This is a genomic window from Mucilaginibacter pocheonensis (assembly GCF_031456535.1).
Lineage (GTDB): Bacteria > Bacteroidota > Bacteroidia > Sphingobacteriales > Sphingobacteriaceae > Mucilaginibacter > Mucilaginibacter pocheonensis.
Window position 1 is genome coordinate 421,508 of the sequence record NZ_JAVDUU010000003.1, and the last position, 12,368, is coordinate 433,875.

Consider the following 12,368-nt stretch of genomic DNA (forward strand, 5'->3'; position numbering starts at 1 on the left):
TCATTATTGTACCAGCGCCTCCCTTTTAGCTTTGCTTTTTTCTAAAAATGCCACAGCTTCAGCCAAATATGCCTGGGCAAATTCCTGAGATGGCTCATGCTGGTTTATTTGCAATACCAGGTCGTTAAAGCTGCCTTCAATGTCAAATTCGCCTTTATCAACATAATTGGCATCAAACTCGCGGATAACCGCTGCCTGGGTACTGGTATTAACGCTTTTGTCTAACAATAATGCTTTTGCTGAACTTAACAGTACATTATAGGAATGATAAATAGCGTCAGACCATGCGCCGTTTCTAAACGATTCATTGGCCCAGCCCAACTTTTCTTCTGATTCATAAAGCAGGGTAGCAACCAGGTCAATGATCACACCCGCGCATTCACCAACGCCTATAGCGCTTACATAGGTTTCCTGGTGTCCCCAGTCAACAAATTCGTCGTCGGTAAGGTTGGTCAAATCGGCAAGCGGTTTTAACAACCGGTAAAAATAATCCTTGCCCTGTCGGTCATAATAGCTATGGTAACTTTCATTCTCCTGAGAAAGCGCTTTATAATCTTCCAGTAATGCCCGTAAAACATCAGTAGCTCTTTTTGAAGGTACTTTTATTACCCTGTCGGCGGCGCGGCCTACGCCATTGCCAACAGTACCGCCTCCTAACATTACCTGTACCGAAGGAAGTACTTTTGTGCCGGCCTTAAGCGAGCTGCCATGAAAACCAATATGCGCCAAGCCATGTTGCCCACATGAATTCATGCAACCGCTTATCTTTATTTTAATGTCGCGGTTGTAAATAAAATCTTCATATTCATTGTAGATCAGATCTTCCAATACACGCGCCATGGTCATGCTGTTTGATATACCCAAATTACAGGTATCAGTGCCAGGGCAGGTGGTAACATCGGCAACACTGTCAAAGCCCGGAGCAGCCAGTTCAAGCTTAGCCAAACCTTCATATAGGGCAGGTAAGGCTTCTTTGCGCGCAAACTTTAAAAGCAATCCCTGATTTTGGGTAATGCGGATCTCGTCGGCAACCAGTGGCTGCAAGAGTTTTACCAGTTCGCGGGCGGTATCTGTTGAAATATCGCCAACTGTAACCTTAATATATACGCCAAAATATCCTTTTTGCTTTTGTTCAAATACATTGGTAGCTAACCATTGTTCGTACCTGAACGGATTGCTGATATTAACTTCGGGATAGCTGGTTTGCTCGGGCACAGCAGGCAAAGGAACGGTATCTCTATTGATAGGATAGCTCTTTACTTTAAGAGCAGTTCTTTCAATCTCGGCAAGGCGTAAAACTTCTTCTAATCCAATTTTTTGGATCAAATATTTTAAACGTGCTTTATTACGATTGGTGCGTTCGCCATAACGGTCAAACACCCTGATAATAGCTTCAATATAAGGGATCAGTTTATCCTCAGGCAAAAAGTCTTCAACTGCCGAGGCCAGTATCGGCTGAGCACCAAGGCCACCGCCTAATAATACTTTAAAACCACGTTCATTATTACTGTTCAATTTTGGAATAACGCCAATATCATGAACGTAGGAAAAGGCAGTATCAGCGTCGCTTGAAGAAAAAGAGATCTTAAATTTACGACCCATTTCCTGGCATACCGGGTTGCGTAAAAAATATTCAAAAGTAGCGTGAGCGTAAGGTGATACATCAAATGGCTCCTGCGGATCAATGCCCGCGGTAGGCGAGGCGGTAACGTTTCTTACTGTATTTCCGCAGGCTTCGCGAATAGTAATGTCATCTTCCTGCAGTTTGGCCCAAAGTTCGGGTGTGCGGTCAAGGCTTACATAATGTATCTGGATATCCTGCCTGGTGGTAAGGTGCAGGTTACGGCTCCCGTATTCGTCAGAAATATCGGCTATACGCAGCAACTGTTTAAAGGTAACTTTACCAAAAGGCAGTTTAATGCGCACCATTTGAACGCCGGGCTGCCTTTGGCCATAAATTCCCCTTGCAAGGCGCAAACTCCTGAATTTTTCGTCATGGATCTTGCCTTCACGAAAAGCCATGATCTTTTTTTCAAGATCAATGATATCTTTCTCAACTATCGGGTTCTCCAGTTCTGTTCTGAAGCTTTGCATATATTTTATCGTTTAGTCAAATTATAAAAAAGCCCCTTTGGCTTAGGCTAAAGAGGCGTATGTGGTTAATACAAAATTATAGCCTTGTTTTATTGTCTTTTACGCAGTAACACATGGATTCTCTGTATAATATATTTTTACTGTAAGAAGTAATCATTTCCCAAATATATATATAGTATAGGGAAATGGTAGAATTTAATTTAAAATAGTTGGCTTTTTACAGTTAAATGAGATTTAAGGCTTTATAAGTGATTGCTCTCGGGAGATAATATCGGCTATACTGGTTTCGCTCAATATTTTTAATGTGGCGTCTCTTACATCAACAAATACGTCCCTTATGCCACAAGTGGTTTCCTGGTGACATTCATCACATTTATGATAAAAGTTAAGGCTTGCACACGGTACCATAGCAATAGGACCGTCTGTTATACGCATTATGCTCACTAAGAAGATCTCTTTTGGGTCGCGGTTAAGACTATAACCGCCTCCGGCTCCTTTTTTACTGTATAAAAAACCCGCGTTACGCAAATCTAACAGTATTTGCTCAAGGAATTTCTTGGGGATACGTTCAGCTTCGGCAATTTTTGAAATTTGCATTGGTGGCTGATCTGTGTTTTTGCCCAGGATCACCAACGCCTTTATAGCGTACTTAGTTTTTTTGGATAGCATTTTCTAAAATAAAACTAACAAAGGTAAACAAAGAATTTTTGTTAATTATAAATAAAAATATCGAGTAATACTATTAATACTATGGAGTAAGTTTATTGCCGAAAACCAACTGTCATACTGTATTTTATTTGCTATCTGAATGGCCCAGGCTTTTGCCCGGACTAACACGGTCGCGAACTAACTGTTTTAATTCCTTAATTTCCGGAAAACGTCCCTGTTCCTTACGGTCAAATAATACTTCGTCATCAACACTAATGGTATATCTGCCGCTTATTTCACTGGGACGCAGGGTTACCCCGTAAACATCTTCGGTAAAGGTTGTAAGCAGCTCCTGCGCCATATAGGCTGCCCGCATCATCCAGTTGCATTTTGGGCAGTATTCAATGGTGATGGTTGGTTTCATTTTGTTTATTAAGTTAATGTGCGGTAGTGCTTATTTTTGAGGAACCATAAATCGCTCCTCATTGTGGATACTTAAAACATCAATAGTGTCGCCTACTTTAATTTGGCCGGTAATGTCATGGGTTAAATTTTGGCCGAATAGTATCTTATTATTTTTATGCCGGTATGAAGCTAAAGTTTTCAATGGCTCTTTGGCTTTTACTCCGGTTTGCTGATTTATAGTGGTCATAACACAGCGGGCACAAAGTTTGACGCCATAAAAACTAATGCCGGATATATTAATATGATCCATCAAATCTTCTTCGAAAGGCTGACCGCCAGTAAAAACAATGTTTGGTCTAAACCTATCCATTGGTAATGGTTCGGCAAGACGCCGGTTCAAGTCATCAAGCGAAGCTTGTCCGATGATCAGGAAAGGATAAGCATCAGAAAAGGAGGTGATTGATCCTTTTGCGGCATACCGCTGGTCTACCTCACGCCTGGTATCATCGGGCATATAGATCAGTCTGCATTTAAACCCAAGAACATCACTAAACCAATTATCCAGATCCTCGCTAACAAATACTCCTGTACAGGTATCATCCCAGATAACTACTTCCTGCCGGGCATGATCGGCGGGCCTAAAGGGTATGGTAACGTGCCCCTTTAAATGGTGGATTACCAATAGTCCTTCACTTTTAATATCCACCTTTAATAAAGCCATTTGTGGGTGCTCCCTTTGTGTAAGGAAGCGGTTATGCTCATCAACCAGCATCCAGCGCCGGTCATATTTCAAACCGCGATCAGTAACCTCAGCAGTAGTGAGCGATATGCCGCCTAATGATTTTATAGGATAGATATTTATTGCACTTACAGTAAGCATAATATTATGAATGGATGGGGGTAAAAGTAAAAAAAATGCGGCTGTTTATATGGCGGGGCTATTGAATTAAAATGCGAAATACAGATTTTATCAATTGCGGATGAACTTTAAGATTTGTAACCATATAATTACAATCGATTGTAACTATATGAGCCGCTTCATTGCTTTAATTAATTTTAATTAATAATATTGTTTATCCAATTGCAAAAACCAATTCAAGTTAATCTTTAATAATCATTTAAATTATGCCATTAAACAATGTAAACGGCAGTGCTAAGGCGGGCAATACTTATGATGCGATAGTTATTGGCTCGGGAATAAGCGGAGGCTGGGCCGCCAAAGAATTAACCGAACAAGGGCTGAAAACCATTATGCTTGAACGCGGACGAAATTTTGAGCATATCAAGGATTATAAAACCGCTCAGAAGAATCCCTGGGAATTTGAACACAGGGGCAATGTAACACAAGCGCAGCGTAAAGCACGGCCGGTTATTTCACGCAAATGGGGAGCTGTTGAACCTATCATGGACTATTGGGCAAATGAACAGGACGCCCCTTATACAGAGGTTAAACCATTTAATTGGTGGCGATCTTATCAGTTAGGCGGCCGTTCTATTTTGTGGGGCAGGCAAAGCTACCGCTGGAGCGATCTGGATTTTGAGGCAAATGCTAAAGATGGCTGGGCAATTGACTGGCCTATCAGATACAAAGATCTGGCTCCGTGGTATGATCATGTAGAAAAATTTGCAGGCATAAGTGGTTCGCTGGACGGTTTAGAGCAATTGCCGGATGGGCATTATCTGCCACCTATGGATATGAATTGCGTAGAGAAAGATGTGGCCGAACGAATAAAAAAGAATTATAACAATACCAGGCATATGATCATTGGCCGCTCTGCTAATCTTACAGCAGCCATACCGGGCCGCACCAAATGTCAGTTCAGGAACAGATGTTGGGAGGGTTGCCCGTTTGGGGGGTATTTTAGCACACAGTCATCAACCTTGCCGGCAGCGTTGGCTACCGGAAATTTAACGGTGAGGCCATACTCTATAGTTACCAGAATATTATATGATAAAGACACCAAAAAGGCTAAAGGTGTTGAGGTACTTGACGCCGAGACCAACAAAACATATGAGTATTATGCGAAAATTGTTTTTGTAAATGCGTCGGCCTTAAATAGTGCCTGGGTTTTAATGAATTCGGCTACTGATATTTGGCCCGATGGATTAGGCAGCAGTAGTGGCGAATTAGGTCATAATATTATGGACCATCATTATAACTTGGGCGCATCCGGCCAGGTAGATGGTTTTGAGGATAAATATTACTATGGTCGCAGGGCCAACGGTATTTACGTGGTTAGGTTTGCTAATTTGTTTGGTGACAAGCGGGATTATCTGCGCGGTTTTGGTTATCAGGGCGCAGCAAGCCGTACCGGATGGAGCAGGGAGATTGCTGAACTGAGTATTGGCGCCCAGTATAAAGATGCTATTACTGAACCGGGGGGATGGGAAATTGGTATTGGCGGTTTTGGCGAATTGTTGCCATATCATGAAAACAAAATCACCCTTGACAAAACCAGGAAGGATAAATGGGGTTTGCCAATCTTAGCAATGGATGCCGAAATTAAAGAGAATGAGAAGAAAATGCGCGTAGATATTGTTAAAGAGGCCAAAGCGATGCTGGAAAGCGCCGGTGTTAAAAATGTAAAAACACATGACAGAGGACATAACGTTGGTGATGGTATACATGAAATGGGTACAGCCAGAATGGGCCATGATCCTAAAACCTCAGTTTTAAATAAGCACAATCAGGTATGGGATGCTAAGAATGTTTTTGTTACCGATGGCGCCGCCATGACTTCGTCTGCATGTCAAAACCCCTCGTTAACTTATATGGCCATGACAGCCCGTGCAGCCCATTTTGCTGTAGATGAACTAAAGAAAGGAAATTTATAACAACCCTCGTCATGCCGGATTTATTTCTGAATCACTTGCCAAGTGTGGGTTATATATATAGCTTAATAGGTGGGGAGAAACAAGTTCAGCATGACTTTATAGAAATATTTACTAAAACAATCAACTATGAAAAAACTACTCGCTATATGCCTTTTAATAGGCGCGGCTATAACGCAGGTATTTGCTAAAGATAAAGTATTGATATTTTGCAAAACCGCTGGCTTTCACCATAATTCTATCGCGGTTGGCGTACCGGCAATCATGAAACTAGGAAAGGAAAATAACTTTGATGTAGACAGTACTACCAATGCCGAAAAATTTACCGCTGAAAATTTAAAGCAATATGCCGCGGTAATATTTTTAAGCACAACCGGTGATGTTTTAAATGACACTCAGCAAACCGCGTTTGAGCAATATATTAAGGCTGGCGGTGGTTTTGTTGGCGTACATGCAGCAACTGACACGGAGTACGATTGGCCCTGGTATGGCAAATTGGTAGGGGCTTACTTCAAAAGTCACCCTAAACAGCAAGAAGCTACTTTGCAGGTTGTTGATCGTAACTTTATCGCCACAAAACATTTGCCTGCATTATGGAAAAGATGGGATGAGTGGTACAATTATAAATGGATAGGCGATGATCTGCACGTGCTGATCAAAATAGATGAGAAAAGCTATACTGGTGGAGAAAATGGCGACAATCATCCTATGGCCTGGTATCATAGCTTTGACGGTGGCAGGGCGTTCTATACCGAACTTGGCCATACTGATGAATCATACGCGGATCCAGTATATCTGAAGCACCTGTTAGGCGGCATACAATATGCCATCAGCGGGAAGAAATAGGTAGAACTTTAAGCGTGCGCTATGGCATGCTTAAGGGCAGCGTTGTGTTTATAACGGAATACGAACGGGAATATAATAGCGATCACCAGGGCATATGCTGCAAAAGTAAGCCATATGCCCTGCCAGTTTTTGCTTTGATCATGCAATGTGAAAAATTTATCAATAATAACACCGCTCGTGAAGCTCCCGAACAATGCGCCAAATCCGTTTACCATCATCATAAACAGGCCTTGCGCGCTACCTCTTATTTCGGGAGTGGTTTGCGTTTCAACAAATAAAGAGCCTGAGATATTAAAAAAGTCAAAGGCCATGCCGTAAACTATACATGATAAAATGATCATCCATAGGCCGTTGGCGGGATCACCAAAAGCGAAAAGACCAAATCGTAATACCCATGCCAGCATACTGAATAACATTACGTACTTGATTCCAAATTTGCGCAAGAAGAATGGAATAGCTAAGATAAACAGCGTTTCTGAAATTTGGGAAATAGACATAATGATGGCGGGGTATTTAACCGCAACCGTGTCTTTATATTCCGCCACATTTTTAAAATCATGAATAAAAGTATCTCCGTAAGCATTGGTAAGCTGCAAGGCTGCTCCTAAAAGCAGCGAAAAGGCAAAGAAAATAGCAAATTTTGGTATCTTAAATAATGCAAATGCGTTAAGCCCTAATAAACTTACGAATGATTTATTGTTGGTTTTATTTGAAAGAGGGGGGCACTTTGGAAGGCTGAAAGAATAGATGCCAAGTATTAAAGCTACTACAGAGGCTATATAAAACTGATTCGGTGATGTTTCATTATGGGTGATACTCACCGTCCATAACGCGGCAATAAAACCAATGGTTCCCCATATACGTATTGGTGGATAATCTTTTACAACATCAATATTGCTGTTTTTTAACGCAGAATAAGCAACCGTTATAGATAAAGACAGGGTTGGCATATAAAATACCATATTGAGCAGCATTACCCAGAAAAACGTTGACGGATCCTTTACAAGGGGTAAGCTAAACAGCACCAGCGCTCCTAAAATATGTATAATGCCATAAAGCTTTTCGGCATTCACAAACCTGTCTGAGATTATTCCGGTGAGTGCAGGCATAAAGATCGCCGAAATTCCCATTGTAGAGAAGATGGCCCCAAACTGCGCCCCCGACCAGTGTTTGTTTTGAAACCAGTAGGCTCCAATAGTAAGCAGCCAGGCACCCCATATAAAAAACTGCATAAAATTCATCAGTATTAAGCGAAACTTAATATTCATATGGTACCTGGTTTAAATAATGATAGTCAGCGTAAATTAAAAATGGAAAGTAATGAAATGATTTGGGATTTCGGATGTTCGATTTCGAATTTATTGACTTATAAAGGAATTTAAATCTTTGAATAAAAATAAATCCCAAATCGAACATCCAAAATCAAACTATGATGCTTTACGACGGTTAAGTTCATCACGTATTTTTGCGGCTTTTTCGTACGACTCTTCGGCCAGTGCTTCCTGTAATTTTGTTTTTAATTCATCTGTGCTTAAAGATGAAAATCCGCCCACTGCCGAACTAACTGTTTTTTCCTCGGGTGTTTCGTTTATGTTTTCAAGATAAACAAAGTCATTACCTTCAATTACTATACCCGCTGTTGAAAGTATAAACTCATAGGTGAAAATAGGACAGTCAAACCTTACAGCTACCGCAATAGCGTCAGACGTGCGCGCATCAATTTCAACAGATCGTTTACCATCGCTGCAAATCAGTTTGGAGTAAAATATACCGTCAACTAAATTGTAAATGATTATTTCCTGAACCTCAATTTGATAGGCCTGAGCAAAGCTCTTGAACAGGTCATGTGTAAGCGGTCGGCTCGGAGTCATTTTCTCTATTTCAATAGCTATGGCCTGCGCCTCAAAGCTGCCAATAATAATTGGTAGCCTGCGGCGTCCGCTAACTTCGCCTAAAACTAAAGCATAAGCTCCGGATTGTGTCTGGCTGTATGATAGCCCTACAATATCCAGCTTGATTTTTTTCATGTTATTACCCATCGCACCTTATTATTTATGCTGAAGCTTTATATTCTTTAACGGCCGCTATTAATTTAGGAACTATTTCAAAGGCATCGCCAACAATACCGTAATCAGCTACTTTAAAAAACGGAGCCTCAGGGTCTTTGTTGATAACCACAATAACTTTTGATGAACTAATACCTGCCAGGTGTTGTATTGCACCTGAAATTCCTATTGCAATATACAAATTTGGACTAACAGCAATACCTGTTTGACCAACATGCTCGCTATGCGGGCGCCATCCGGCGTCTGATACTGGTTTTGAGCAGGCTGTGGCCGCGCCAAGCAATTCCGCAAGCTCTTCTATCATACCCCAGTTTTCGGGGCCTTTAAGCCCGCGTCCTGCCGAAACCACAATTTCCGCATCGGGTAATGACACTTTATCTGTTGAGCGTACAACCTCTTTAATTATTGCCCTGAAATCCGAATCTTTGGTTTCAGCGGTAAAATCTTCAACTTGTGCCGTTCCGCCGGTATCCACAACTTTATAAGAGTTAGGCACCAATGCGATCACCTTATTGGCCGATGTTAGCTCTACAATAGCAAAAGCCTTGCCTGAAAACGCCGTTTTTTTAACTGTAAATTTGTTGCCGCTTTGTTCAGGCAGCGCTACAGCTCCATCAGCTACGCCAGCTTCCAGTTTTACACCCAGTCTGGGGACCAGGCCGCGGCCTGAGAAAGTATTTGACAATACCACAATATCGGCGCCCTGTTTTTTAGCAGCTTCTGCAATTATCGAAGCATAAGCCTGGTTTACAAAGTTCTTCAATTTATCGGCAGATACATTGAGTACTTTTTCGGCGCCATATTTACCTAAAGCGGCCAGTTCTCCTGCACTTACATCGCCAATGGAGATGGCAGTAAGGCTGGTATTATTTTGATCGGCAATGGCGCGGGCGTAGGTTACTGCTTCAAAAATTGATTTTTTGAATTTACCGCCGGCGTTTTCCGCATATATTAAAACAGACATAGTTAGATGTTTTTCGTAAAAATCGGATTAAATTTAATTATATGACACGGGCTTCGGTATGTAAAAGCTCAACCAGTTTAGCAGTATCATCAGCTGGCACCAGTTTTACTTGTCCGCGTGGGGCGGGTGTTTCATAACTGATCACTTCCGAAAATGTTTTTACTTCAACAGGATCAACAACGGCTAATGGTTTTGTCCGGGCCGACATAATGCCACGCATGTTGGGTATTTTGGGCTCGGCAACACCTTCGGCAGTACCAGCTACAAAGGGATAAGGAATGGTCAGGACTTCTTTTCCCCCTTCAATTTCACGTTCAACAGTCGCTTCATTGTCAGTTGCATCCAGTTTTTTAATAATAGATACTGATGGGATGTCCAGTAGCTCGGCAAGCATGCCGGCAACTTTTGAACCGTTATAATCAATAGACTCGCGCCCTGTTAAAATAAGGTCAAATGGATTTGCTTTTACATATTGGGCAATTTGATAAGCCACGTACCATGCGTCATGAGGTTTTGCATTTATACGTACCGCATCAGTAGCGCCAATGGCCAGCGCTTTACGAATGGTGGCCTCTGTATTTACTTCACCAACATTGATAACTGTTACCGAACCCTTGCCTCCATCAGTAAGTTCAATAGCACGCGAGAGGGCTATCTCATCATAAGGGTTTAATATAAATTGAACACCATTTGTATTAAATTGGGTGTTATTATCAGTAAAAGTTATTTTTGTGGTGGTATCAGGAACATTGCTTACACATACCAAGATCTTCATATCAATAGGTTTTTGCAAATTTAATAAAAAAGATAGAGTTTAAAATGGAGTTTAGCAGATTGGATAAGCTGTTGGAGTTTATAAAGAATGAACCTCATGACGAGTTTTTAAAATATGCCCTTGCTACAGAGTATCTGCGTCTGAATCAGACAGATAAAGCCCTTTATTATTATGAGGACCTGGTTACTAATCACCCGGGATATGTGGGTACATATTATCATTTAGGCAAGTTATATGAGGCATTGAACCGTACTGGGGAAGCAATTATGACCTACCAAAACGGCATGACAATAGCTAAACAGAAGCGCGATAACCACGCGTATTCGGAATTGCAGGCTGTTTACAAACAGGCCATGGGTGTTGAAGAAGACGATGACGATTATTAAATAGTTCGTTAGTAACTTGTTCATTAGTTCATTGGTGCCCGGTGTATAATGAGACCTAATTATTGTGCGCCAGATGGTAAATACAGATGCTAATGAACAAGTGAGCTAATGAACCAATGAATTAAACTATTAATGAAAAAACGCCATCTTCTATTTCTTCGGGATGTTTTTATTTATACGTTCACTGCTTTTGGCGGACCCCAGGCACATATAGCTGTATTGCTGCGTGAGTTTGTTGAAAAAAGACATTATATCACCGAAGATGAACTGATGGAGCTCAGCGCGCTGTCACAGGTGCTGCCCGGCCCCGCATCAACCCAAACATTAGTGGGTATAGCCTGGAAGGTAGGTGGATTGCAATTGGCATTAATTACCTTCCTGATATGGATACTGCCTTCGGCAACCATTATGGGGATAGCGGCAATTAGCTATAAAATGTTTGCCAACCAGGCAAAGTTTGCACATGTGATCACTTTTATACAACCTATGGCTGTTGGTATTGTTGCTTATGCCACCTATACCTTTGCATGCAGGTTTTTAAAAACGCGGATAAGCACCATGCTGGCCATCGGTTCGCTTATATCAACACTCATTTTGCAAAACGCTTACGCTTTCCCTATATTGATATTACTGGGTGGGATCATATCATCGGCAATGGAAACCCAGCAGCAGGAAAACGAGCTCCGGGTTAAATTATATTCAAATGTTAATCCTAATAAGGTAGCTTATTTTATTGGTATATTATTGTTTTTTGCTGCTTTGGGCGCTATTATCAATCAAACCTCGCCTTTTAGTTTACCCATACGCTTATTTGAAAATTTTTATCGAAATGGGATATTGATTTTTGGTGGCGGGCAGGTTATGGTACCTTTAATGTACACAGAATTTGTTGAGGTTAAACATTATCTCAGTAATTCGGAGTTTTTATCAGGCTACGCTTTGCAACAGGCTTTACCCGGCCCAACATTTTCTTTTACCTCATTTTTAGGTGGTATAACTTTGGGCAATAAAGGATTTGGTGTAGGCGGTCAAATCATTGGCAGTTTGGTGGCTGTAATAGGGGTAAATACTCCAGGGCTGATATTGATATTATTCATTGTTCCTTTTTGGGAAGACCTTAAGAAAATAACCCGCATTAAAAACTCATTAAGCGGCATAAACGCCGTTGCAGTTGGCTTTATGGCAACCGCTTTTATATTATTAGTAAGGCCGTTTGGTGGCAACTGGATGGCATATGGCCTCATGATAGGCACTTTTTCATTATTGAATTTTACCAAAATAAAAACCCCGGTAATCATTATCATCGGGGTTTTGCTGGGAATATTTTTTTGATTTGGATTTGGGATATTCGA

Annotated in this window: 12 protein-coding genes; 4 read left to right on the forward strand and 8 right to left on the reverse strand. The window is 41.3% G+C overall.

The genetic code is table 11. From position 1 onward, the window contains the following. Positions 1-3 precede the first annotated feature (3 nt). The 4 genes from J2W55_RS15100 to J2W55_RS15115 form a co-directional block, all read right to left on the reverse strand. Positions 4-2,094, reverse strand: a complete 2,091-nt coding sequence (locus J2W55_RS15100; protein WP_310097150.1) for a ferredoxin-like domain-containing protein — start codon at positions 2,092-2,094, stop codon at positions 4-6. Between the two features lie 234 nt (positions 2,095-2,328). After that, positions 2,329-2,763 (reverse strand): RrF2 family transcriptional regulator, encoded by a 435-nt coding sequence (locus tag J2W55_RS15105; protein ID WP_310097153.1) that lies wholly within the window; start codon positions 2,761-2,763, stop codon positions 2,329-2,331. A gap of 124 nt (positions 2,764-2,887) precedes the next feature. Continuing rightward, positions 2,888-3,166: an Rdx family protein gene (locus tag J2W55_RS15110; RefSeq protein WP_310097156.1), complete on the reverse strand. Its 279-nt coding sequence runs from the start codon at positions 3,164-3,166 to the stop codon at positions 2,888-2,890. 30 nt (positions 3,167-3,196) lie between these two features. Next, on the reverse strand, positions 3,197-4,027 hold the full coding sequence (locus J2W55_RS15115; protein WP_310097159.1) for an MOSC domain-containing protein: 831 nt from the start codon (positions 4,025-4,027) through the stop codon (positions 3,197-3,199). Positions 4,028-4,272: 245 nt separating this feature from the next. Between J2W55_RS15115 and J2W55_RS15120 the strand changes: the two genes are divergently transcribed. Together J2W55_RS15120 and J2W55_RS15125 are read left to right on the forward strand one after the other, a co-directional pair. Then, the gene (locus tag J2W55_RS15120) at positions 4,273-5,982 is read left to right on the forward strand and encodes a GMC oxidoreductase (protein ID WP_310097162.1); all 1,710 of its coding nucleotides are present in this window, start codon (positions 4,273-4,275) and stop codon (positions 5,980-5,982) included. Positions 5,983-6,108: 126 nt separating this feature from the next. After that, positions 6,109-6,825 carry a ThuA domain-containing protein gene (locus J2W55_RS15125; RefSeq protein WP_310097165.1) on the forward strand — a complete coding sequence of 239 codons (717 nt, stop codon included), beginning with the start codon at positions 6,109-6,111 and terminating at the stop codon, positions 6,823-6,825. An 8-nt stretch (positions 6,826-6,833) separates the two neighbouring features. On the opposite strand, the gene J2W55_RS15130 is transcribed toward J2W55_RS15125, so the two are convergent. From J2W55_RS15130 to J2W55_RS15145, 4 genes are all read right to left on the reverse strand, one after another. Continuing rightward, entirely contained in the window at positions 6,834-8,093 is a 1,260-nt protein-coding gene (locus J2W55_RS15130) for a nucleoside permease (protein WP_310097168.1), read from the reverse strand. A gap of 159 nt (positions 8,094-8,252) precedes the next feature. Beyond that, complete coding sequence (locus J2W55_RS15135; RefSeq protein WP_310097171.1) at positions 8,253-8,852, reverse strand: bifunctional nuclease family protein; 600 nt, start codon at positions 8,850-8,852, stop codon at positions 8,253-8,255. A 25-nt stretch (positions 8,853-8,877) separates the two neighbouring features. Continuing rightward, complete coding sequence (locus tag J2W55_RS15140; RefSeq protein WP_310097174.1) at positions 8,878-9,855, reverse strand: electron transfer flavoprotein subunit alpha/FixB family protein; 978 nt, start codon at positions 9,853-9,855, stop codon at positions 8,878-8,880. 37 nt (positions 9,856-9,892) lie between these two features. After that, positions 9,893-10,630, reverse strand: coding sequence for an electron transfer flavoprotein subunit beta/FixA family protein (locus J2W55_RS15145; RefSeq protein WP_310097177.1), 738 nt, complete (start codon positions 10,628-10,630; stop codon positions 9,893-9,895). A gap of 44 nt (positions 10,631-10,674) precedes the next feature. Here J2W55_RS15145 and J2W55_RS15150 point away from each other — a divergent pair, with 44 nt between their 5' ends. Beyond that, positions 10,675-11,016 (forward strand): tetratricopeptide repeat protein, encoded by a 342-nt coding sequence (locus tag J2W55_RS15150; RefSeq protein ID WP_310097181.1) that lies wholly within the window; start codon positions 10,675-10,677, stop codon positions 11,014-11,016. 132 nt (positions 11,017-11,148) lie between these two features. After that, positions 11,149-12,348: a chromate efflux transporter gene (gene chrA / locus J2W55_RS15155; RefSeq protein ID WP_310097184.1), complete on the forward strand. Its 1,200-nt coding sequence runs from the start codon at positions 11,149-11,151 to the stop codon at positions 12,346-12,348. Positions 12,349-12,368: the final 20 nt, after the last annotated feature.